This is a genomic window from Alteromonas lipotrueae, assembly GCF_019249255.1.
GTDB lineage: Bacteria > Pseudomonadota > Gammaproteobacteria > Enterobacterales > Alteromonadaceae > Alteromonas > Alteromonas lipotrueae.
In genome coordinates, this window is sequence record NZ_JAESDJ010000004.1 from 62,419 (window position 1) to 86,033 (window position 23,615).

Consider the following 23,615-nt stretch of genomic DNA (forward strand, 5'->3'; position numbering starts at 1 on the left):
TCAATTTAGTTTAATAAGTGACTTAGGGTTATGACGCAATTAACAGGGATTCAGCGAATTTGGGAAGCCGGCATGATAATAGCCTGTGTCTTCGCCTTTTTCTTATTGCTGGCATTAGTATCTTTTCATCCGGGTGACCCTGGCTGGAGCCAAGCCGGCTTGCAATTAGACGTACATAACTGGGTAGGGTCTACCGGCGCGTGGAGTGCCGATTTATTACTTTTCTCTTTTGGCTTTTTAGCTTACCTACTGCCTTTTGGTGCCGCCTTTTTAGGTTGGTTCTTATTCCAGCACATAAAAGCCTTGGAAGAGTTCGATTACCTCACAATTGGTTTACGAATTATTGGTGGTTTATTGATGGCACTGGGTGCCACGGGAATTGCCAGTATAAATTTTGACGACATATACAACTTTTCTGCCGGCGGCTTTGTTGGCGATGTTATTAGTTCAGCCCTTGTGCCGTACTTTAATACCGCAGGCACTATTTTATTGCTTTTGTGTTTTTTCTGTACCGGCTTTACTTTACTCACGGGTATTAGCTGGTTAAGTATTGTAGACAGACTTGGTGAAATGACGCTTTGGTTTGGGCGCAAATGTGTCTCTTTACCCCAACAGGCACTTGCGCTCGATATGCCAAGGCTTGCGCTTCCTTCTCGTAGTGCAAAGTCTGAAAATGATGAATTAGACATAACCAGCATGCGTGCCGAGCCCGCAGAAACACCTGAACCTGTCTATACGCCGCCACCTCAGGCAGAGCGAAGTGAACCTTCATTTGGTGTTCCTGATGATGTGTTTGATGATGACGATGTTCCGCCTTTTGAAACACAGCGCCACACGCCTGATAATACTGATAGTGAAAGCAAACCTAAGTCGAGTTTTTCTTTATCTGGTATGCGTGAAGCAGTGCGCAATAAAGTGAAAGAAGCCAAGCCTTCTAGTAATGACGAAGCTGCAGTTAATCGCCAAGATACTCAGTCGCAGTCTGATGAAATGATTGAGCCAACCTTCGATATATCGCAAACCGATACGTTAGATGAAGCGCAAGCGACTGAGGCACAACACACTGCTGAGCCTGTTAATGCAGAGCCATTAGACGCGCAGCCTGCGCCTGCTCCCGAATCAGCACCAGCACCACAGCCAGCGCCTAAGCCAGTACATCAACCCTTTACACCAGTGGCGATGGGAGCAAAATCCATTACTCGTCATGAAGGGGAGGGGAGCGAACCTATTACGGCTATGCCTTCGTTCGACTTGCTTGAGCGTGCAGATAAACACGAAAATCCTCTCACTCAGGAAGAGATAGACGGTATTTCAAGGCTGGTTGAAGAGAAACTGGCTGACTTTAATATTGAAGCCAATGTAGTTGGCGTTTATCCCGGTCCTGTTATTACGCGTTTCGAGCTAGATTTAGCGCCTGGGGTGAAGGTAAGCAAAATTACGGGGCTATCTAAAGATTTAGCACGCGCCATGTCGGCCATATCGGTGCGTGTAGTAGAAGTTATTCCAGGTAAATCTGTTATAGGCTTAGAGCTTCCAAACAAAAAACGTGAAATGGTGCGTTTAAGTGAAGTGATTGGCGGCGATGCATTCCAGCGCAATAGTTCACCGCTTACCATGGTGTTAGGTGCAGATATTTCCGGTAAGCCTGTGATAGTAGATTTGGCTAAAATGCCTCATTTGTTGGTGGCAGGTACAACGGGGTCAGGTAAATCGGTTGGGGTTAACGTTATGATCTTAAGCTTGCTTTATAAGAGCACGCCAGAAGATGTACGTATGATCATGATAGACCCGAAAATGCTTGAGCTATCGGTATATGAAGGCATTCCGCATCTGCTTGCCGAAGTGGTAACCGACATGAAAGAAGCGGCCAACGCCCTTCGTTGGTGTGTAGGCGAGATGGAGCGTCGTTATCGCTTGATGAGTGCCTTAGGGGTAAGAAACCTAAAAGGCTACAACGCAAAAGTGGAAGAAGCGATTGCTGCTGGTACGCCTATTCAAGATCCGTTGTGGAAGAGTGAAGAAAGCATGGAGCCCCATGCGCCTGATTTAGAAAAGCTGCCAGCTATTGTGGTTGTGGTAGATGAATTCGCCGACATGATGATGATTGTAGGTAAAAAGGTGGAAGAGCTTATTGCTCGTATTGCGCAAAAAGCCCGAGCAGCTGGTATTCATTTAGTTTTGGCTACGCAGCGACCTTCGGTAGATGTTATTACCGGCCTGATTAAAGCGAATATTCCAACGCGTATTGCATTCCAAGTTTCCAGTAAAATTGATTCACGAACTATTTTAGACCAGCAAGGTGCTGAAGCACTGCTAGGTATGGGTGATATGTTGTACTTGCCACCAGGTAGCCCAGTACCTACACGTGTGCACGGCGCGTTTGTAGACGACCATGAAGTTCATGCTGTTGTGGCAGATTGGAAGCGTCGAGGTGCGCCTAAATATATTGATGAAATATTAAATGGTGAAGCGTCCGCCGAGGTACTTTTACCCGGTGAACAAGCCGAAGGTGAAGATCAAGAATTTGATGCATTTTATGATGAAGCCGTCGCCTTTGTTACCGAAACAAGAAGGGCAAGTGTTTCTAGTGTGCAACGCAAATTCAGAATTGGTTACAATCGCGCCGCACGATTAGTGGAACAAATGGAATCTAGTGGCGTCGTAAGTGCACAGGGTCACAACGGTAACCGCGAAGTATTAGCTCCGCCAGCGCCTAAGGATTAAAAAGAATGAACAAAGTAGTACCTATTATGATGGCAATGGCGCTAACGGCGCCGTTAAGCTTATCTGCAATGCCGGTAGAGGCAATTAATGATATCAGTGGTGAGGCCGCAGTGGTGGTTGAATCTGCAACAAAGCCTGAATTTACCTCTCACAGTGCTGAACAAATTTCAAAAGCCGATGATGCAAATGTACTTTTAAAAAAACGCTTACATGGATTACAGCAATACCAAGCTGCTTTTAACCAAACGGTAACGGATGCCCAAGGTAATATTGTGCATGAAGCCCAAGGTACCCTAACCATGATGCGCCCCAATAAACTTCGCTGGGAAACCACCTTTCCTGATGAAACCTTGCTGATTGCCGATGGTGAAGCGGTTTGGAATATCGATACCTTCGTTGAGCAGGTGACTATTATTTCGCAAGACCAAGCGATTAAAGACAATCCTATTGTTTTATTAACGGCTAACGACGATGAAACTTGGAATAGCTTTGTGATCAGTAAGCTTGATGACGCGAAGGCCAGTTCAACGTTAGAGCAATACCAAATTGTGCCTAAATCGACAGATGGCCAAATAAAGTCACTGACATTAGGGTTCAACAGCGACGGTATTCTGTCGACGCTAGATATGCTTGATGCACAAGACCAAACCAGTGCGTTAGTGTTTAGCAACCAAGACTTAGATTTTGCTATTGATACTGCTAAAGATAACCTATTCTCTGTAGACGTGCCGCAAAGCTATATTATTGATGATCAGCGATAGCAAAGAATAGATGATTAACGATAACAAAGAACCGCTTGAACCTTTTGCGCCATTAGCAGCTAAAATGCGGCCGGTGACTATAGATGAGTATGCCGGCCAGTCGCACTTACTAGGCACCAACAAACCATTACGTAAAATGTTAGAAGCAGGCCATTGCCATTCTATGATTTTATGGGGCCCGCCAGGTACGGGTAAAACGACGTTAGCCGAGCTTATTGCCACCTATACCAATGCTTCGGTTATTCGCATTTCAGCGGTGACTTCTGGTGTTAAAGATATTCGTGCTGCAATGGATACCGCAAAAGAAAACTCTCGCTATAACCAACGTACCTTGCTGTTTGTGGACGAAGTACATAGGTTCAACAAAAGCCAGCAAGATGCGTTTTTACCCTTTGTAGAATCTGGCACCGTCACTTTCATTGGTGCCACCACTGAAAATCCCTCATTTGAATTAAACAATGCATTGCTTTCTCGTGTGCGGGTTTACGTACTTAAAGCGTTAGAACAAGAGGCGCTTGCTGAATTAATGCAACGCGCGTTAACTGATGAAGAGAAAGGGCTAGGTTCACGCCAATTAAGCATTGAGGAAGGTGCCAGTAACGCCTTATTAGGGTTGTGCGGCGGCGATGGTCGAAGGTTACTAACGTATTTAGAGCTAGCAGCCGACTTTACCGAGAACAGTGTTATTTCTATTGCCGATATTGAACAAGCCGTAGGCGAAAAAATTGCCAGCTACGACAATAAAGGTGATACATTTTATGACTTAATATCGGCGTTTCATAAGTCGGTACGGGGTTCAGACCCTGATGCTGCGTTATATTGGTACGCACGTATATTAGACGGTGGTGGCGACGCGCTGTATGTCGCTAGACGATTACTGGCCATTGCTTCGGAAGATATAGGCAATGCCGACCCTAGAGCCATGCAGTTAAGCATAAACGCCTGGGATACCTTTCATCGCGTAGGGCCTGCTGAAGGTGAACGTGCAATAGCGCAAGCTGCTGTTTATTGTGCCTTAGCGGCAAAGAGTAATGCCGTTTATATGGCATTTAGCCAAGCGAAAGCATTAGCAAGAAAAACCTCTGATGCGCCTGTGCCCATGCATTTACGTAATGCACCCACCGAATTAATGAAAGACTTAGGTCATGGTGATGGCTACCGGTATGCGCATAACGAACCTAATGCTTTTGCAGCAGGAGAGGTTTACTTGCCCGATAGCATAGCAGGTACTCGTTTATACGAACCTAACGAGCGCGGTTTAGAAAAAGCGCTTAAAGCAAAACGTGACTATTTAGATAAGCTTAACGAACACGCGCAACATGCGCGTAATAATCATAAACGGTGAATATTGTGCCTCAAGGCGTTATTTTATACTGCTATATTGCAGCGGGCGGGGCATTTGGGGCTTGCTTGCGTTATTTTTGCACCACAACCATAGATTCTTGGTTTGGAAAAAGTATGCCCTTTGGTACACTAGCGGTGAACGTTGTAGGCTCATTTGCTTTAGTTACGCTATACGGCTTTATTGAGCGCAACGAATTAACCGACTCTCCCTTTCGTGCATTAATTGGGGTAGGGTTGTTGGGCGCGTTTACTACATTTTCAACATTCTCTGTGGAAACGCTCACATTATTAGAAAACGAGCTGTGGTTAAAAGCCATTGCTAACATATTTCTTAACGTTGGCGCTTGCTTATTAGCAGGTTGGCTAGCTATTGAACTCATGAAAGGATAAGTAGGAACACATGTTAGATCCAAAGTGTTTACGAGGCGATATAGAAGAAACTGCCAAGCGTTTGGCTGCCCGTGGTTATAACCTCGATGTAGCAACATTTAACTCGCTAGAAGAAAAAAGAAAAACACTTCAGTCCAAAACACAGGATCTGCAGAACGAACGTAATGTTCGAAGTAAGTCCATTGGTAAAGCAAAGTCACAAGGCGAAGATATTGCGCCTTTGTTGACAGAAGTGGGCAAATTAGGCGATGACTTAGATGCGGCTAAAGCTGAGTTAACGGTATTGCTTGATGAAATCACGGCCTTTACCCAAGGCATTCCTAACTTACCGCATGAGTCGGTACCTGAAGGTAAAGACGAAGACGACAACGTGGAGATTTCACGTTGGGGCGAGCCACGCGCTTTCGATTTTGACGTGAAAGATCACGTTGATATTGGTGAAGGGCTAAATAACAGCTTAGATTTCGCTACGGCGACTAAATTGACAGGCAGCCGCTTCGTAGTGATGCGCCGTGATATGGCTCGCTTAAACCGTGCCATTGCCCAGTTCATGTTGGATGTTCACACCACCGAACATGGTTACGATGAAATGTACGTGCCGTTTTTGGTAAACGCTGACAGCCTGTATGGAACAGGGCAATTACCTAAATTTGGTGAAGACTTATTTCATACGCAGCCAGCAACAGAAGAAGGCCAAGGGCTTTCACTTATTCCAACGGCAGAAGTGCCGTTGACGAATATTGCCCGTGATGAAATTCTAGACGAGAAATCGCTACCGATTAAAATGACTGCGCATACCCCTTGTTTTCGTTCAGAAGCAGGCTCGTATGGCCGTGATACCCGTGGTTTGATTCGTCAGCATCAGTTCGACAAAGTTGAGCTTGTACAGCTAGTGAAGCCTGAAGATAGTTTCGATGCATTAGAGGAACTTACTCAGCACGCAGAAACTATTTTACAGAAGCTTGAATTGCCATACCGTAAAGTGTTGCTTTGTACTGGTGACATGGGCTTCGGCGCATGTAAAACCTACGATTTAGAAGTATGGTTGCCAGCGCAAAATACGTATCGTGAAATTTCATCATGTTCAAACATGGTAGATTTTCAGGCCAGACGTATGCAAGCCCGCTTCAGAAACCCAGAAACAAACAAGCCTGAGTTGCTTCATACATTGAATGGTTCTGGTTTAGCGGTTGGCCGCACGTTGGTAGCTATTTTAGAAAACTACCAACAAGCTGACGGAAGTGTAACGGTACCTAAAGCCCTTGTTCCTTATATGAATGGTGTAGAAGTGATAAAAGCGTAAGCCTTTAAGGCATGCGCTTTGAGGCATGCACTTTGAGGCATAGCCTTTAAGGTCTAGAGCCGACACCTACATTTCATATTTAATGACTATTATAAGCTCGTAGATGTTCTATCTGCGAGCTTATTTGTATGTGGGATATAAATAGCTAAAGGCAAATGGCTTCGTACATTGGTATTACCGTGTAGTACTTGTTAATTAAAGTGAAAATCGCTGCCTGAGAAAGCGCGCTACACCGTCTTCATTATGATGTCCAATCACTTCACTGGCTGCGTTTTTGATAACAGTCTTAGCGTTGTCGGGGGCGTAACATTCATTAGCCAATTCAAACATGCTTAAATCGTTGTCGCTGTCGCCAAAACAAATAACATTGGTAGCACCCAGTTGTTGTTTCAAATTCATGACCGCACTACCTTTACTTGCTGCTCGGTGGTGAATATCCATCCAACTAAAAGAATTTCCCTCTATTGCGGGCCCTGAATACGCAATAAGGTTTTCAACGTCGTTAATGGTTTTCCACATATTCCTAACTGTTGTATTGTCGCCAATCATACTGATGTTGGTTATTTTAGCGGAAAGGGAAAGTTGGCTTATCGGGCGAAGTATTGCGTTTGTCTTTTTAAAATATTTGTCTAGTAAATTTTGTTCTATTGGGTGTTTTGCCGTGGGGTGATAAACAACATGAGATGTGCCATCAATAACGTTAACAAAAGGGGTGATATCATTTTGATGCGCAAGATGAATAATGAATTCAAGCTCATTAGTATTGACTAGGTTTTCGAGGGTTAATGCATTGGCTGTTGGGTCCCATATAGCCACACCGTTATTATAAATATGGGGCAGCAGAAAGTTATCTTCTGCAATAATGCTGTTAGCGGATAGCATGGTTCTGCCCGTCGCTACTGTATATGCAATACCGTTCTGTTTCAGCAGAGCTAAGGTCTCACGGGTATAGCTTGAAATTTGTGATTCGCTATTTAACAGCGTCCCGTCTAAATCGAAGAAAATAAGATCCATGTGTTGCTCCTCTTTAACCTTAATGAGTGCCTAATCGTTTGCGCTAGCTTAAACTGGTTTTACAAGCACTTTGCAGGCTTAGGTAACCCAGCAAGTTTGGTAGCTTGCTTGGCTGGCCCTTTAGGGAACAAACGTTGTAAATAACGGCTATTACCTTTTTCTGGCCCATATTTAGCTGCCATCGCTTTCACTAGCGCACGGATAGCAGGGCTAGTTTCAAACTCTTCATAAAAGTGACGTACAAAGCGAATAACTTCCCAATGAGGCTCACTGAGTGTAATGTTTTCGTTTTCTGCTAGGGTTGGCACCATATCTTCACTCCACAAGGTATGATCAAGCAGATAACCTGCTTTGTCAGTAGGGATGGCTGTGCCGTTAAATTCAAAATGAAACTGTTCTTGGGTCATTAATAACGCTCTGTAATTGACGCATTGGGCATTGTACGTGTCAGTGTTAGGTTTTACTGCTGCGCAAAGACGTGGATGCTTAAAGGTACAAATATGAATGATAAAGGTTTAAACGCCTTATTTAAGTTAAGTGCTTGAACAACGACCTTAAGAAGTAACTTATAAGTACACCACAGGATAAAAAGTATCTGTAAGGGTTACTAACTCATCGGACGATATCGGCGTGACAGATACTTTATTATCACCTTCATTTACCCAACGACTTACCCCACGTAGCGCCATATCTTCTTGTAAGGCGAACATACTTGTTGTCTCCCTGCGCAAATCTTCACGGGCATTTATTGTGTTCGCTAAGCCTAAGCTCGCTGAAACTAAATTCGCAAATCCGCAAAACAAACCGTCATCAGAATGTTGGGCGTAATACACACCGTCGTCTATTAGCACAAGGGCGTTGGCAGAATCAGCACTTTTAAGCGCCTGCTGAAGTGTTTTAATCGCTACAGCATTTAGCGGGTAAGATTTTACAATAAAGAGCATTAGAAGGTCACCACATGGTCTACACGCGCGCACAGTGCTAGCTTTTCATCAATTGATAACAGTGAAGCATCTAGTTGCGCTATTAACTCATGTTTTTGGTTAGCTAGAGGCGACTGCCTTAAACTTTCTTCGCAAACGTAACATTCTTCAATATCGAAAAAGGGCAGGGAGCCTAACCGTTTACTGTGGTTTTTTGTTCCGCGAACAGATTCAGTTTTAGTTAGCTGCAATACACCTTGTTGTTCGAACAGCACAATGATCTCATGGCCATAGTTGGTGGCAGCGAGTGCAAAGTCTAGCCCATCTTGGCTGGTGCTAGATTGATAAGGGGGTTGCGTAAATCGAATCAGTAAAGTAGCCATTAAAATTGTACCACCTTATCGCAGTCGTGAAGCGCGGTAAAAAATTCACCTAAACCAGCCTGTTCAAAACCCTCTGCCACATTAGCACCTGATACCCCGGCGCTAGCAGCTTCCTGCTCGCCTAATACGCCGCGTTTAACAGCGGCAGTAATACAAAGGAGCAGCGTAATGTCATGATCGTTTTTAAGCGCTTTCCACGCGGCCAGTGGATAAAACTCATCACCTACTTCTACCATGAAGCCATTAGCATGATGCACACCTTGGCCATAGAAGAAGACGTTATTAACAGTATGCCCCTGTGCAATAGCACTATTGATAAAGGAAACCGCACGCTGTGCATGTTGACCTTCATAAGGAGAACTTGTTATTAAAATTGAATAGTGTGCCATGACTCTACAATATGGTTGGTGATTAATTTAGTGATAAATCTAAGGTTTATTCTAGTAATAAAAACTGCGCCGTAGAAACAAAAACACCCCAGTAACGGGGTGTTTATTTAAACGCTTACGTTGAACTTAGTCGTCGCCGCCAAATGCACCTAGAAGGTGAAGCATAGACGTGAACAAGTTATAAATGTTCAAGTATAAAGAAACCGTTGCGCGGATGTAGTTTGTCTCGCCACCGTTGATGATACGGCTTGTATCAAACAAGATGAAACCAGACATAATAAATACGATAGCTGCGCTAATGGCCAAGCTTACCGCAGGTACTGCGAAAAACATATTCGCAATCGCCGCTACAATCACAACAACTAAACCTACAACCAAGAAACCGCCCATAAACGAGAAATCTTTTTTGGTAGTAAGTGCATAACCAGAAAGAGCGAAGAATACTAACGCTGTAGCACCTAACGCTTCCATGATTAAGCCTGGGCCTGCTACACCTAAATAAAAGTTAAGCGTGTAACCTAATGAAGCACCCATTAAACCGGTGAACAAAAATACCCAATAAATACCTGAAGCTGATTCAGCTTTCTTTTGTACAACAAATAAAGTGACGAATGCACCAATGGTCATGCCTAGTGACATCATAGGAGAAATACCTACAGCCATGGCAACACCGGCACAAACCGCACTAAACGCTAGTGTCATCGCAAGCAGCATATAGGTGTTGCGCAAAACCTTGTTCGTTTGCAACACTGATGGTTGAGATGCACTTGAATACATCGAACGTTGATCCATTGTTTCCTCCAAAAGGACTTTGTCTTTAACCAAAATGGTAAACTAACTATTAGTGTATGTTGTATGGGTTTTAGTTCCCATTTTCAAGTAGTTTCAAATGAAAATAGTGTTAGTAAGTATGAATTACGTGTCAACCGCGCAATTAGCGCACTAATTGTTTGAAATGCCATCACTTAACTTATTTTTTTTAATTTTTACTTTACAGTCATAAAAATATCATTAAGATACGCAGCACTTGGAGAGGTGGCAGAGCTCGGTTTAATGCACCTGACTTGAAATCAGGCGAAGGGTCAAACCTTCCGGGGGTTCGAATCCCTCCCTCTCCGCCAAGTTCTAGAAACCCGCACACTGTTGCGGGTTTTTTTATGGTTAAAAGAAAGACTGATGTGATAACGCGGGGAGGAGCCCCCGCTTTCGACGAAAAGGCTAGCTAGCCTTTCTAGTTAACCTCGAAAATAGTTACAAGTACACTATTCATAAAGTTTGCCGCCGGAGCTTGGCAATCTTCATAGCCACTGCAGTTAAAAAATACGGTTAACGTGAGATCGCTGTCTGCCACATAATAGTTTTCAGTAATATAACCGGGGTCGCCGCCACCATGGTGATATACGTCTTTACCATTTATGTTTTGATAAAATATCCCCAAGCCGTATTGCGTTTCACTGTTAACCTGAACAAGACGGTTACTGGCAAATAAGTGTTCAGTTATTGCGGAATCTAGGTTTGAGTTTTCACTCACGATGGCACGCAATAAAAGTGACATATCTTCTACTGTAGACACTAATGGCGCATCGGCAACACCGATGTTTTCGTAAATGAACTTCGTGTTTTCAATTTCATCATCAAATTCTGCGTACCCAGAAATAATGCTGCCCATGTCCTTTTCAAGGCCATTATAATAAGTATTGTTCATTCCCAAACCTATAAATAAACGCTCGCGCATGGCGGTATGGTGATGCTCGCCTAGTACCTCATCAAGAATTAGACCTGCTAATAAATAGCCAGTATTGGAATAGTTAAAGGCCTCGCCAGGCGCAAAGTATGCGGGCTGATCAAGTGCAAACTGCAAAGCAAAAATATCAGTTTTCACTGATGTCGGATCATCAATAATAGCTTCAAACCATTCGTCAGAACTACCGTCACCTAAGTAATCCCAAACACCAGCAGTGTGGTTTAACAACTGACGGAGGGTCATGCTCTCGCTATTTTCAATACGAGACAAAATAGTCGTGGGCAACCATGTTGATATTGGATCGTCCATATCCAGCATGCCTTCTTCGTGCAGCATAGCAACTAATAAGGCCGTGGCTTTTTTGCCTGAACTGCCTGTTGGCATTTGATGATACGTTTGCATAGGTGCTTGAGTGTCAATATCGGCAACCCCAGCTGCCCCAATAAAGTCTATTTCGGGGCTTTCAATTGCCATTACTACCCCGGGCACACCAGAATTTACTGCCGCTTGTAGCATTTCCTGATAATCAACGTTTGGCGCAGGTTGTGGGCTTGGGATAATTGGCGCAGTTGAATTGCTACTTGATCCGCAAGCAGCTAAACCTAAACACACAACACTTGCGATCAACGTTTTTTGTAACATTTTTCTGCCTGTCATATTTTATATCCTCATAAGTAATGTACCGTTTCGTAGTAAGCGAATACTAAGATATGCAAAGTGAAATAAGGGTGAACGAATATGGATAATAAAGTTTGACTTGGTTTTTTTGTCGATAGTGCCTTCACCTTCAATTCACCATCGAGTTGCTAGCCTTTAGGTCGTTTAGATAAACTTATAAAGGACAAACATGTATAAACTTATTCTCCCTACCTTGTGCTTATCGTTTTGCGGTTTCGCACATGCGGCTCAACCTTCTTATAGTTTCCTGCAGGCTGGCTTTGTAAAAACTGAAATAGCCGATCTTGAATCATTTAATCTAAATGGATATGAACTCAGAGTAAGTGGTGAGCTGGGGTATGGCTTTTTTGTTGAATACAAGCATACCGATTCTTCAGATTCTCATGATGGGTTCAAGCTTGATGTAGTGCAACGGCAGTTCTCGGGGGGATACATCCATAATTTTTCACCCAAACTGACACTTGATTACAGACTGGGCTTGGGTAATTTTGATATGACGGGCACCCGTAATAATGATTCTGCAAGCGCTGAAACAGACTTTTTTAGTGCCGCTACAAACGTTCGCTACCAATTAACCGAAAACTTAGAGATCTTTGGTGGTTTCGAAGTACAAAATTGGGATGGTGACGCCGACCAAAAAGCATATAGGTTTGGTGCTCTATACGACCTTTTGGGGGGGGTAGGGGGCATTGAATATACGAAGTACTCTGACCAAGAAATCGTAAACATGAGTATAAGATACGAATTCTAATCAAGTAATTACGCCCAAATTAATATACTGAAGCCCGACTTCGCAATAAAAGCGAAGTTGGGCTTTTTTTGATCTAAAAAATAGTTGTAGATTCTCGGTATGGTCGCGGTTGTGAGCAATTAATTACGGCAACGAGTATCCTTTTATCTCTTCCTTTGGAAAATTTTTACACATGCCGTTTGTAAAACATAATACAAAGTCACTAGGCGCGCTTGCCATTAAAAGCCAATCCTCCTCTGAAATTGAGTCTGTACGCTTGTTATTATTTGAACTCACAACATCACCAGCTTATAAAGCAGCAATTTGCCCTCGACGCTTTGGACACACGCAACGAACTATAAGGTTGCCTCCTCGCAACTTTCTAAGGTCAAGACCCGCTGAGTTATAGTGCGTTTAAAATCTTATACCGGAGTAGGGGCGTATAGTGAATTGTCTATTTGGATAATCGATTAACGTAATAAATAGGTTTGATTTCATTATTCGCGTTACTCAACTGCGTTTAAAAGCGTCAGCAATTGAGACGACTTATAAAGCTCCCCTTTAATACCAGCGACAAGAGCGTGGGTAGCAATGGTAAGCCTACTTATGTTTGCGCTCGGGTTTTGGTTAATCTCGCTTATGCGTCTAAGAGCGTCCTCTTGGCCTTGATTAACAAAAATTGTCAAAATCTGAATACTATTTTCTTCCGCCGTTTTTACTCTAGGCAATGGCTTGTAACCCAATGCCTTAACCGTCTCTTCAGCGACTTCCCAAACAGACCAAGGGTTTTGTCCAGTAATTAAGTTGTCGTGAACACTGACTTGATTAAGATAATTTTCACCGGCGATAAAAGTGGCACCTTGTTCACTCAATTTTGTTTCTAATAAAAAGGGGAAAATATTTTTAGCATTGGGTATTAAAAACAGCTCTTCGGAATTTGTAAAAGCGGAAACTCTTTTGTTTTCAAGAAAATATTGACCCGTATCGGAAACAACATCAACGAACGCTGCTGGTCCATGACATACGGCAACAATAACTTTTTTCGTTTGCCAAAAATGAGACACGGCAGCCTTGATACCTGCGTTATTTGAGAAGTCGAACATTGCACCCTTACCGCCAACGAAGTATATACCGTCGTAGTTTGCTAAGTTTGCGCTTTCAATAGCAAAAGAATTTTTTACTTTATGCATTGCTTCATCATCATTCAAAAAAGCATAGTCAAACTTGCCCATATCATCGGTGTCTATCACCATTGGGGGTTCGCCACCCTGAACACTGGCTATATCAACGCTGAACCCATTAGCTTGGAAAACGTAGAACGCCCGCGCAAGTTCAGTAAGTTCATAACCTGTAGTTTTCCCCGTCGCACCTAATGTCTCTTCACTAGTCAGCACTGCTAGAATACGTCCGCGACTATCGTTAACGCCCTCGGATATATAGCGAATATCTTGCGGTTGTTGTTGGCTAAAGTCAGCTTTTAGCTCGTTTCCAAGAAGACTAAAAAACCACACAATAAAGCCAGATATGCCAATAACCAGAGTAAGGATTATAAGACCAATCTTTTTAAACATACTGATTCCTTTAAAAAGTGTTATTTTGTTGAAAGAGAAGTCAATTTGAGGTCAATTATTGTGATTAGTAACCTTTCTTTTTACTGTGCAACTTCGTGACTAATAGCGCAGTGGCTTTCTGTTCTGCATCTTCAGGCTCTGTATATAGATGTGGCTCTACACCAATACCTTCCCAATTTGTTTGGGTAATAGGGTTGATGGCTTTTGCCGTTGGTATGGCAATTCGCAGTCCATACTTGAGCTCAAAGTAATGCCAAGGATTGGCGCCTCCTTTACTGGGTTTTCCAATGACCAACGCACGAGACATATGTTTGAAGTTATAAGCAAACTCTTCGGCAGCTGAAAACGTATTTGGCCCAATAATTATGACTATTGGGATTTGACTTAAATGAGGGAAATCAATGGCAGGATCTGTATAAAATTCTTCGAAGCTATCAGAAGCTCTCGAGTAAAAGGTATTTAGGTGCTGTCGAGCCTCCAAAAAAAAGCTTGATATGTACTGAACAGTTTGCGCGCTGCCACCACCATTCTCTCGTAAATCAATGATAAGGCCATCTACATTTTCAATTGCTTGCATGTGATTTGAAATCACTTCTTTTGAAGTCTCGTTGAGGTCAGCAAACCCCCAAAAACTTAGGAAACCTATATTTTCTTCAGAGACTTCAACACGTTCAAAACCGAAATCGAGCCTCGCTAGCTTTTCAAACCATGTTTCTTTTTTTTGTAACCCACTAATTTCAGGGTTGCTTGAGACAGAAAAATGCTGGTCATTTTTTTGAAGGACTTTATTTATAAACGTTGTAAAATCCTGCCGGTATTTTACGTTCGCGAACGCTTTATCATGTTTAACACTTTCTAACTCATTGATAATAATTTCAATTTTATCAATTTCTACGTAGTTATGACTAATTTTATCTATCAATTCATCAACTAATTCAAGTTTTATCTGGTTGTTAAACTGAACCTGTTCAACAGGTTCATATTGTGCAAAGGATTGAGTTGTACTCAGAAGAAACAGTGAAAAAAGCAAAATAATGTCGTGCTTTCTACTTTTAAGGCAGATGCTAATATCTCTCAGCCAGAATAAATTTTTTCGATTCATGTTTCTTTCCATTTGATGCACGTTATTACCTCGTTTATTGAATGAACTAACAATCATCAGTACTCTTAAGTAAATTTGGAGTGAAATGTTGTATAAGAATAAATTTCACCTTCACATCACTTTCAATAAGTAAGCTATTCAGTACGATTTCAGGTGAATAAAGTTGATTTAATCAGCTTTGCCACAGTTTTTATGCAAAGGGAGAGTTGTATGAAGCGCAAATTACGCGTGCTTCTTGTTGAAGACAACCAAGCAATAGCGAATCAAATTATCACTTTTCTTCAAGGACACGAGTGGGACGTAGATTATGCGTCAACCGGTAAGTTAGGAGTAAAACTAGCATTAGAGCATACGTTTGACGTTGTTATTTTAGACTTAAATTTACCTGATATTGACGGCTTACGAGTATGTGAAGAAGTTAAGCGTCACGCTAACGCCAACATACCAATATTGATGCTTACTGCTAGGGATGCTTTTGAGGATAAGGTCAAAGGCTTTGGTAAAGGCGCTGATGATTATCTTACTAAGCCTTTTGATTTAAGAGAGCTGGTTTTGCGATGCGAGGCGATGTCAAGAAGGTCTGAGTTGCATCAAAATACCGTTGTCTCCCATGGGGCGTTATCTCTGGACACTAGGTCGTTTGAGGTGGTATGGAGTAGTGAAAATATAAAAGTAACAAAGGTGGGTTTTAAGCTATTACATAAGCTATTGAGTGAAATGCCTTACCCTGTCAGCCGCTCAGAATTGATTGAGCACGTTTGGGGTGATGAACCCCCTGAAAGCAATGCGCTGAAATCACACATTTATGCACTAAGAAAAGCAACTGAACAAGTAACGGGAAAACCTATCCTCCACACAATCAGCAATATTGGCTATCAGTTAAAGGGTATAGATGATTAGGTTTACAAGCTTACAAAATAGACTAATGGTTGCTTTTACTTGTTTATCATTAGTCATCTGTATTTTTTTTATACGCTTCTCAACTATATTAATAGAAATCGCCGAAGCTAACGCCTATCAATCTGTGCTCGCACAAGAGGAGCATCGCTTGACAGCAATCACCAACCCGTTATTAATACCGACAATACTAAACTCCGTTTTATATACCAATATGGAGTCGGTTCCCAATGAGATAATTACGGCAGTTGGCAATGCGCGTAGCGGGAGTTTTGAAACAAAAGACAATCAACAGTTTGTTTTCAGAATATTTGTGATTGAGCAAAGCCCCCAACTGCTACTGATGAACATAAATTCTTTTTCTGCGAATCAACATCTAAGCCAATATAAATCTTTGTTTCTTTATAGTATTTCTGGAAGTGCATTTATTCTATGTTTATTGAGCGCCTGGTACCTGTCTAAATGGCTGTCGCGCCCTATAGAGCAATTGACCAAAAGTGTTGAAAAAAGAGGCAGTAATGCTGACTTTAAATCTGAAAGAAATGTCGCTGTAGCATCTATGTTTGGTTTAGATAGATCAGATGAAATTGGAAAACTTGCCAAAGCGCTTGCAGAGTCTTATGACGAAATTCAAATATTATTGGAACGGGAACGAAATTTTACTCGCGACGTTAGTCATGAGTTACGTACTCCCATTACTTTAATTAAAAATACATTAACACTTAATAATGCAAAGGTGGGTAGCCACGCTGAGCACAATCTATTAAAACAATCTGCCAATGAACTTGAACAGACCGTTGAAATACTTTTGGCACTAGCCAGGCAAGAAAATTTGGAGTTTACAGAATTTAGCGTCTTACCGATTATCGAGAAAACTGTACTGAAGGTTTATCATCTATACCCCGACTTTCCTTTTGATGCTCTCATTACAGTTTGTCCTACAATGCGGGCCATTGGCAATGAGCTATTGTTGGGTTTGCTCTGCCAAAATCTTGTAAACAACGGGGTTTACCATGGAAATGGTAAAGCTATGACAATCCGTTCTTCTGGGCACGAACTCATTTTTGAAAATTCACTGGAAGCCACACAAGAACGCCCCTATTATCAAGGTTTAGGGCACGGACAATACCTTGTGAAACGTATCGTTGAAGAAATGGGGTGGAGCGTCATGATTGAGCAAGAAAACCGTATCTACAGAGTCACTATATCAACCATTACTTAGCCCTTTCGGTTTAAAGTTTTACCTTTGCTTCACCTATTTCTACTTAAACTCCTAATGAATATTTTGATCTAGGCCTCTTTGCGTAATCAACATTCATTCAAATAGGAGCAGTCATGACGGTAAACAACACATCAACACTGTCGAAAAAAATTGTAAAAAGTAGCATTATTTTTAGCTGTATCTTACTTAGTTATTTTACCATCAGTTTTAGCTTGATATTTTGGCCAACTAAGTTTCCGTTCAGCCTGATTCACCATGATGTAAATAATTCAAATCATAATGGACCATTGAATATTAATGGGCAACATATGACAGTAACCGCAAGAGATGGTAAGTCACTCTATGTACGTAAGATTGGGCCTGATTCTCAGCGCGTTATCGTGTTTATACATGGAATAGCAACCACACATCAAACATTAATTAATACTGCAACGCAATTGCATGAGGCAACAGGGGCTCAAATATTATTACCCGACCTGAGGGGACACGGATTTTCTCAAGGAGACAATTTCGATGTTGCTTACATTGGTCAATATGAGGATGATTTAGAAGATATTCTTCTGCACTTAACGTCAAAAACTAACGTGTCCTCAAAAGGTCTATATCGTCATATTATTATTGGTGGTCACTCAATGGGGGGCGGTATTACTATGCGTTACGCGTTGAAAGATAATAAACCAGACGTTGACGGATACTTATTGTTTGCTCCCAATTTTGGCGAAGGTCCTACACAGCGTAAAGCGAGTGGAGATATGGCGGGCAATTCGCCAATTTTATTCAATACGACGAGAATGATAGGGCTATTGATGTTAAACACTATAGGAATTAATCATTTAGACTCATTAGCTATTATGTATTTTAATTTTCCACAACAGATGATGGCCTATAGTTATTCTTCAATCATGTCTGCTCAACCTATTAGGCCGGACACTACCGATAAAGCATTGCTCAATATACCTCAGCCATTAATAGCGATTATAGGACAAGAAGATGAAGTGTTTTTGGCCAGCGCGTACCCGAGTTTTATTCGTGAAAATAGTGCTTTAGGCTCTGTTGAATTAATAAACCATGCTGATCACATGAGCATATTATCTAATCCTCAAGCCATTGAGAAAGCGACTGCCTGGCTTAGAGCTAATTTCTAAACATGTTAAATGTCGATGGTTACATGTTGTTGTAACTCGCGCCTCTCATGCAGCAACATCGAACCTACAAGTATGAACCAAATTATCTGCAATAACCCAAATACTGCGCCAATTTCCTTAAGACTTGGTATAAGCGTCGAAAAACCGAAAAAACTTATAATATAACCAAAGAGAACAAGATTTTTACTTAATCTTTCCTCTTTCAGTAAACAAGTATTAATCAACATGACCCAGGTTGCTCCTACCCATTCAGAGCCTTCTCCTAAGCCCATTTGTATCGCATATATCTCTCGCCACAAATCAACTACAGCCGTTCCCAGCTTATAATTTTCACTAAATAGAAACTCGATCGATAGAATAGCGATAAGTCCGCTGGCGAATATGTAACATGACCAAAGATAGCTCATTAGCATCGTAATTTGCTGAAGTACACTGTGCTCTCGCGTTTGATTTTCTAATAATGAAACGCTAAGCACTAAAACGCTTATCCCAAATACGACATAAACTAAGAAATACCAAACCTGCATTAATTCACTAAAGTTATTAAGGGTACGCAAGCGTTGATCGGGGCCATCATTAAAGTCGGGCGCAATGATAAATATGAGGCACAAGCCAAGAATAAAGCTTGTAGCGCAAATAAAAGAAGCGATAGCGCCATGAAATTGTTTTTTTCTCATTTTTCTTTTGCCATCAATAAAACCTCACCAGTTGATGAGGTTGTTTTCAACGATGCAATATTAGCAAAACATCCTTTAATATAAGGAGTTTTTTTAATCAGAACTTTTTATAGTAGTGCTTGTATGGTCAATGTAAGGTGAAAAAATTGCTATTTCTGGTGCCAGTGAATATTTAGGAGAAAGCTTAATTCGCGCGAGGGGTCAAACCACCGTTGTTCGACAAAATGGCAGGATAGCCATTTTGCACAGCCGCAGGGTGAGCGCCATGGACGGCGCGAATGAATCCCTCCCTCTGTGCCAAGTTCTAGAAACCCGCACACTGTTGCGGTTTTTTTTATGCTTGAAATAAATCACATGATTTTATCTTTTATTCGATGTATGTTTTGTATTCAGTCTTTGATTTACATACAGAAAATACTTTCGAAAGCCTAATACTTGTTTAAGGATGAATTTATGAAGCGCTTTTTAGCTATGTTACCCATTATCTTGTTGGCAGGGTGTAATTCAGATAACGACGATGGCGTTGTTTGTACCACTGAAGTTATTCCAGGCATCGCTATAACCGTTATTGATGATGTAACCGAAGCACCTATTTCTTGTGGCGCCACTGCCATACTACAAGAGTCAAGCTACGAGGAAGAGCTAACCAATCCAGAATCCTCTGATTGCGATTCTACTGCGATGTTGTTAGGCGCACTTGAGCGACAAGGCTATTATAACATTACCGTGCAAAAAGAGGGCTATGAGTACTGGTATGCTTATGATGTTGAAGTTGCCGAGGGGCTTTGCCATGTTGAACAAGTTGAAGTGGAAGCAAGGTTAATCCCTTTATAAGGTGCTGAAAATAACTGCCTACAAAAATGTGAAGCTTTGCAGATTCACTTAGCGTGGTTATTAGCTAAATGGCGCAAAACAAGTGCATTTTGTACGAAATAAGGCCTTTGCTTTTCATTTTGTTTATCTATTCGCCACTTGGCACACTTTATTTAGATTTGCACTTTACACGCAGAAAAATATCATTAAGATACGCAGCACTTGGAGAGGTGGCAGAGCTCGGTTTAATGCACCTGACTTGAAATCAGGCGAAGGGTCAAACCTTCCGGGGGTTCGAATCCCTCCCTCTCCGCCAAGTTTTGAAAACCCGCACACTGTTGCGGGTTTTTTTATGGTTAAAAGAAAAGTTAAAGCTTACATGAGAGGGAGGGTGAGACCCCCCGTTTTTCGACAAAATGGCAGGATAGCCATTTTGCACAGCCGAAGGCTGCCCGTAGGGTGAGCGCCATGGACGGCGCGAATGAATCCCTCCCTCTACGCCAAGTTCTGAGAACCCGCACATTGTTGCGGGTTTTTTATACATAAAATAAATGCGAAATCAGTTTACGTGTAAGACCACAGTCGCATTGTTACAGGCTATTAACAGGTATAGCCTTGCGATTCTTCCAGCAATCGTAAGGTGTAAAGTGTCTCAAGAAAGCGATTCTTATCAAAAACTTCACAAGCCAAGTAATACATTTAAATCAAGAGAAGATTACCTCAACCACGAATTACAAATCATTGCGCCAAAGCGCTGGCGATTCAACCTACCAGGTAGAGACTATCGTATAGAGTGGGAAGACTGTGTGCCTGGCATGGCGGCAACGATAGGTAAAATTGTAATGGTTGCCGCCGTTGTAGGAGCGTTTGCTGCGCCATTAGGGTTATCACCTGAATTCGTTGTAGAAAACGTCCGGTTTGAACTTCTCATTGCTGCAGTGCTTTTTGTTGTGTTGATATCCGGTTTTTTCAACCCTTCAGCGAACTTAGCGGGTACTCATGGCCCTTTACTGCCTTTGGTACCACTGATTGTTGCGTCGGGCGGTCATCCTATGGCGTTAGGGCTGTTAATTGGCTTTTTTGGCTTTTTGTTGGGGATAACCAAAGGCGGCAGTGTACTAGCAAAGCTAACCAGTAATGGGGTTTGTGGCGGCCTTTTACTGTATTTAGGATTTATTGGTATTACTGGGCAAGTTAAAAAGCTGTTTGCGTGGGCAGAGAGTTTCGACATGGCCTATTTAGCCTTTGTGGTTATTGTTGCCACCATTTTAATGTATGCATGGTTGGAGCATATTCAAAAGCGTTGGTTGGCTATTCCTTTAGGTGCAGTCATGGCAGCGGTTATTGCTTTTGCTCTAGGCGCGCCATTTGAATTTACTACCTCACCGGGTATGCCAAACTTAAACCCAGCCTATTGGTGGGGTGAAAGTACAGGTTGGCAACTGGGGTTACCTGATTGGTCTCATTTTATTGCGGTACTGCCATTTGCTGTATTAGCGGTATCTATGTGGTCTCCAGATTTTCTTGGGCATCAGGTTTTCCAGAAGCTGAGCTATCCGAAGCACAGTGAGAAAGCGCACATGAATATCGACGATACCATGATTGCAGCATCTAGCCGCCAAGCAGTGGGAAGTTTACTTGGTGGGGGGAATATTGCTTCATCGTGGGGAACCTACATAATACCAGCGTCAATTGCTCGTAGACCTATTCCAGGCGGAGCGATAGTAACTGGCATATTGTGTGTAGTTGCTGCCATTTGGGGTTATCCAATGGACCTTGCTATTTGGCCTCCCGTGTTATGTGTTGCACTCATAGTCGGTGTGTTTTTACCGCTGATGGAAGCCGGTATGCAAATGACACGAGAAGGTAAAACAACACAATCTGCGGCCCTAGTGGTAATTTCATCAGTACTAGTTAACCCTGTGTTTGGTTGGTCGTTCACTATGCTTCTCGATAACTTAGGGTTAGTTGGTTGTAAAGAACGGGCTGGTGAACTTGGCAAAGCGGGTAGGTGGTTAATACCGGGCATTACCTTTATTGTGCTATGTACGGTTATGGCTCTGATTGGTATGTTCCCAGGGGTGCCTGCCATCATTGAGACCTTCAGGGTGTAAGTACAAAACGTTTTTATAATATTAAGGAAGGGGCTGTGTTTATAGCGGCCCCTGCATTAATTTTTTGGTATGGGCTCATTTAAGAGCTTGTCCCAGTAAGGAGTATCTTCAAAGTACGCACACAAAAAGTCGATAAAAACGCGGAGCTTATTGGAAACCAGTTTACGGTGTGGGTATACCGCATATAACGAAATAGCTTGTGGGACATAGTCTTCTAATATTGATAACAATTCACCCCGTCTGAGCGCGTCACCGGTAATAAAAGTAGGTTGTAGTACATAACCATCACCGTGTATTGCCACATTAGTCAGTACCTCTCCATTGTTCGCAATAAGTTTTGGTGTTACTTTTTGCGCATTAGTTTTAAGCGCCTTCATTAACTCAGACCCGTCACTATCATAATTTACATACGAATATTCTAGGTAATGCTCTGGATTCAACTCTGATGGATGTGCAGGCGTTCCATATTTTTCTAAATAGGCCGGTGCTGCACAAAGGGCTAAGTTAAGTGTGGTGATCTTTTTTGCAACGAGGGCAGAGTTAGCTAAATAGCCAGCCCGAATCGCAACATCCAGACCTTCATCTACCACATCTACTTTGCGATCATTCAGTTGTAAGTTTACAGAAACGCTGGGATGAGCATGTTGGAACGCCGCGAGTGCTGAAGAAAGATGTAAGGTAGAAAAGGATACAGGGGCACTTACGCGTAGTACACCTTTGGCTTGCGTGTTAAGTAGGCCCAGCTGTCCCTCCATATCGTTAACACTTTCCAATATGTTATTGGCATGCAGTAAACACTGTTGCCCTGCTTCTGTCAGGTGAATCTTTCGGGTAGTGCGGTTGAATAAACGTACGTCTAAGTGCTTTTCAAGTTGAGCCACATATTTACTTATAAGCTGGTTTGAAGTGTTTAGCCTATCCGCAGCGCGAGTAAAACTGCCTTCATTAGCAACCACCACAAACGTTTTAAGCAGTGCGGTCCTATCCATTTCTCTATTATCAACCATATTGTCAACAAAACGTTGTTAATTATTCAATACTATGCCGTTTTATTCAATTTATGTTGACAACTATTCTAGACCCATGCAGTTAGTTCTTCGTCACAGACAAAGGACTAACAACTAACTAAAGGCTTTCTGCACGGCAGTGTGGTTGCCGTGACTAAATATTAAGGTGTAACTATGAATAAGCATTTTTTAACAACCGTATTTTCTAGCAACAATAGTGTAGCGAATTTAGTGCTACGTGTGCCCCTCGGAATTATTTTAGCTGCACATGGTGGGCAAAAGTTATTTGCATGGTTTGGCGGATACGGTCTTGAGGGGACTGGACAATGGATGGAGAGTATAGGGTTAGCTCCTGGGCTTATCATGGCATTACTCGCTGGTAGTGCAGAGTTTTTTGGGGGAATAGCGCTAATACTTGGGTTTCTTACACGTCCCGCTGCCGCACTAAGTGCGTTCACCATGTTAGTCGCTATTTTTAGTGTGCATGCGGGTAACGGATTATTCATGAGCAACAACGGTTACGAATTTGCCTTAGCCCTACTTGCTGCCACGGTTGCACTGTCTATTCAGGGCGCCGGAAAGTTTTCATTTGATGCTGTTATCAGCAATAAATTACTTGGTTAATACGGTGGCTTTATAAAAGGCTGATTTTGTGAAAGACAGGCACGAATGAAGGCTGCCTAT

At 42.3% G+C, this 23,615-nt stretch carries 23 protein-coding genes and 2 tRNA genes; 14 read left to right on the forward strand and 11 right to left on the reverse strand.

Annotated elements, in window-relative coordinates; genetic code table 11:
• Positions 1–30: 30 nt before the first annotated feature.
• From KYS23_RS20910 to serS, 5 genes are read left to right on the forward strand one after another with little or no spacing between them, the layout of a single operon-like run.
• Positions 31–2,724 (forward strand): DNA translocase FtsK, encoded by a 2,694-nt coding sequence (locus KYS23_RS20910; RefSeq protein ID WP_218418307.1) that lies wholly within the window; start codon positions 31–33, stop codon positions 2,722–2,724.
• A 5-nt stretch (positions 2,725–2,729) separates the two neighbouring features.
• On the forward strand, positions 2,730–3,485 hold the full coding sequence (gene lolA / locus KYS23_RS07215) for an outer membrane lipoprotein periplasmic chaperone LolA (RefSeq protein ID WP_126873201.1): 756 nt from the start codon (positions 2,730–2,732) through the stop codon (positions 3,483–3,485).
• Positions 3,486–3,495: 10 nt separating this feature from the next.
• Entirely contained in the window at positions 3,496–4,830 is a 1,335-nt protein-coding gene (locus KYS23_RS07220; RefSeq protein ID WP_218418308.1) for a replication-associated recombination protein A, read from the forward strand.
• Positions 4,831–4,835: 5 nt separating this feature from the next.
• Complete coding sequence (gene crcB, locus KYS23_RS07225; RefSeq protein ID WP_159530424.1) at positions 4,836–5,219, forward strand: fluoride efflux transporter CrcB; 384 nt, start codon at positions 4,836–4,838, stop codon at positions 5,217–5,219.
• A 10-nt stretch (positions 5,220–5,229) separates the two neighbouring features.
• Positions 5,230–6,522 (forward strand): serine--tRNA ligase, encoded by a 1,293-nt coding sequence (serS, locus tag KYS23_RS07230; protein WP_218418309.1) that lies wholly within the window; start codon positions 5,230–5,232, stop codon positions 6,520–6,522.
• Between the two features lie 195 nt (positions 6,523–6,717).
• Here the strand turns inward: serS and KYS23_RS07235 are convergent, their stop codons facing one another.
• From KYS23_RS07235 to KYS23_RS07260, 6 genes are all read right to left on the reverse strand, one after another.
• On the reverse strand, positions 6,718–7,536 hold the full coding sequence (locus tag KYS23_RS07235; protein ID WP_159530420.1) for an HAD family hydrolase: 819 nt from the start codon (positions 7,534–7,536) through the stop codon (positions 6,718–6,720).
• 59 nt (positions 7,537–7,595) lie between these two features.
• A complete protein-coding gene (locus KYS23_RS07240) occupies positions 7,596–7,943 on the reverse strand; it encodes a TusE/DsrC/DsvC family sulfur relay protein (protein ID WP_159530418.1) in 348 nt (115 codons plus the stop codon).
• Positions 7,944–8,102: 159 nt separating this feature from the next.
• A complete protein-coding gene (locus KYS23_RS07245; RefSeq protein ID WP_218398032.1) occupies positions 8,103–8,480 on the reverse strand; it encodes a DsrH/TusB family sulfur relay protein in 378 nt (125 codons plus the stop codon).
• Positions 8,480–8,842 (reverse strand): DsrE family protein, encoded by a 363-nt coding sequence (locus tag KYS23_RS07250; RefSeq protein ID WP_159530414.1) that lies wholly within the window; start codon positions 8,840–8,842, stop codon positions 8,480–8,482. Before KYS23_RS07250 ends, KYS23_RS07245 begins: the two co-directional genes overlap by 1 nt.
• Positions 8,842–9,231 (reverse strand): sulfurtransferase complex subunit TusD, encoded by a 390-nt coding sequence (gene tusD, locus KYS23_RS07255; RefSeq protein ID WP_218398030.1) that lies wholly within the window; start codon positions 9,229–9,231, stop codon positions 8,842–8,844. Before tusD ends, KYS23_RS07250 begins: the two co-directional genes overlap by 1 nt.
• Before the next feature lie 126 nt (positions 9,232–9,357).
• On the reverse strand, positions 9,358–10,023 hold the full coding sequence (locus KYS23_RS07260; protein WP_159530410.1) for a Bax inhibitor-1/YccA family protein: 666 nt from the start codon (positions 10,021–10,023) through the stop codon (positions 9,358–9,360).
• 237 nt (positions 10,024–10,260) lie between these two features.
• Here KYS23_RS07260 and KYS23_RS07265 point away from each other — a divergent pair.
• Positions 10,261–10,352, forward strand: a tRNA-Ser gene (locus KYS23_RS07265).
• Positions 10,353–10,462: 110 nt separating this feature from the next.
• On the opposite strand, the gene KYS23_RS07270 is transcribed toward KYS23_RS07265, so the two are convergent.
• Entirely contained in the window at positions 10,463–11,632 is a 1,170-nt protein-coding gene (locus KYS23_RS07270; RefSeq protein ID WP_246604325.1) for a serine hydrolase domain-containing protein, read from the reverse strand.
• A 190-nt stretch (positions 11,633–11,822) separates the two neighbouring features.
• Between KYS23_RS07270 and KYS23_RS07275 the strand changes: the two genes are divergently transcribed.
• Positions 11,823–12,404, forward strand: coding sequence for a hypothetical protein (locus tag KYS23_RS07275; protein ID WP_159530408.1), 582 nt, complete (start codon positions 11,823–11,825; stop codon positions 12,402–12,404).
• Between the two features lie 485 nt (positions 12,405–12,889).
• On the opposite strand, the gene KYS23_RS07280 is transcribed toward KYS23_RS07275, so the two are convergent.
• Positions 12,890–13,954 (reverse strand): type 1 glutamine amidotransferase domain-containing protein, encoded by a 1,065-nt coding sequence (locus KYS23_RS07280; RefSeq protein WP_159530406.1) that lies wholly within the window; start codon positions 13,952–13,954, stop codon positions 12,890–12,892.
• Between the two features lie 64 nt (positions 13,955–14,018).
• The gene (locus KYS23_RS07285) at positions 14,019–15,068 is read right to left on the reverse strand and encodes a S41 family peptidase (protein WP_246604332.1); all 1,050 of its coding nucleotides are present in this window, start codon (positions 15,066–15,068) and stop codon (positions 14,019–14,021) included.
• Between the two features lie 198 nt (positions 15,069–15,266).
• Here KYS23_RS07285 and KYS23_RS07290 point away from each other — a divergent pair, with 198 nt between their 5' ends.
• The 3 genes from KYS23_RS07290 to KYS23_RS07300 all read left to right on the forward strand — a co-directional run bounded on the left by KYS23_RS07290 (position 15,267) and on the right by KYS23_RS07300 (position 18,320).
• Complete coding sequence (locus KYS23_RS07290) at positions 15,267–15,956, forward strand: response regulator transcription factor (protein ID WP_159530402.1); 690 nt, start codon at positions 15,267–15,269, stop codon at positions 15,954–15,956.
• Between the two features lie 148 nt (positions 15,957–16,104).
• On the forward strand, positions 16,105–17,175 hold the full coding sequence (locus tag KYS23_RS07295) for a sensor histidine kinase (RefSeq protein WP_159530400.1): 1,071 nt from the start codon (positions 16,105–16,107) through the stop codon (positions 17,173–17,175).
• A gap of 113 nt (positions 17,176–17,288) precedes the next feature.
• A complete protein-coding gene (locus KYS23_RS07300; protein WP_218418311.1) occupies positions 17,289–18,320 on the forward strand; it encodes an alpha/beta hydrolase in 1,032 nt (343 codons plus the stop codon).
• Positions 18,321–18,325: 5 nt separating this feature from the next.
• Here the strand turns inward: KYS23_RS07300 and KYS23_RS07305 are convergent, their stop codons facing one another.
• Positions 18,326–18,997, reverse strand: a complete 672-nt coding sequence (locus KYS23_RS07305; RefSeq protein ID WP_159530396.1) for a hypothetical protein — start codon at positions 18,995–18,997, stop codon at positions 18,326–18,328.
• A 453-nt stretch (positions 18,998–19,450) separates the two neighbouring features.
• Here KYS23_RS07305 and KYS23_RS07310 point away from each other — a divergent pair, with 453 nt between their 5' ends.
• From KYS23_RS07310 to KYS23_RS07320, 3 genes are all read left to right on the forward strand, one after another.
• Complete coding sequence (locus tag KYS23_RS07310) at positions 19,451–19,831, forward strand: hypothetical protein (RefSeq protein ID WP_159530394.1); 381 nt, start codon at positions 19,451–19,453, stop codon at positions 19,829–19,831.
• A 203-nt stretch (positions 19,832–20,034) separates the two neighbouring features.
• Positions 20,035–20,126: transfer RNA gene (locus KYS23_RS07315), tRNA-Ser, on the forward strand.
• Between the two features lie 331 nt (positions 20,127–20,457).
• Entirely contained in the window at positions 20,458–21,924 is a 1,467-nt protein-coding gene (locus KYS23_RS07320; protein ID WP_218398026.1) for a DUF3360 family protein, read from the forward strand.
• A gap of 56 nt (positions 21,925–21,980) precedes the next feature.
• On the opposite strand, the gene KYS23_RS07325 is transcribed toward KYS23_RS07320, so the two are convergent.
• Positions 21,981–22,913 carry a LysR family transcriptional regulator gene (locus KYS23_RS07325; RefSeq protein WP_218418384.1) on the reverse strand — a complete coding sequence of 311 codons (933 nt, stop codon included), beginning with the start codon at positions 22,911–22,913 and terminating at the stop codon, positions 21,981–21,983.
• 192 nt (positions 22,914–23,105) lie between these two features.
• Here KYS23_RS07325 and KYS23_RS07330 point away from each other — a divergent pair, with 192 nt between their 5' ends.
• Positions 23,106–23,555 (forward strand): DoxX family protein, encoded by a 450-nt coding sequence (locus tag KYS23_RS07330; RefSeq protein ID WP_159530390.1) that lies wholly within the window; start codon positions 23,106–23,108, stop codon positions 23,553–23,555.
• Positions 23,556–23,615 lie beyond the last annotated feature (60 nt).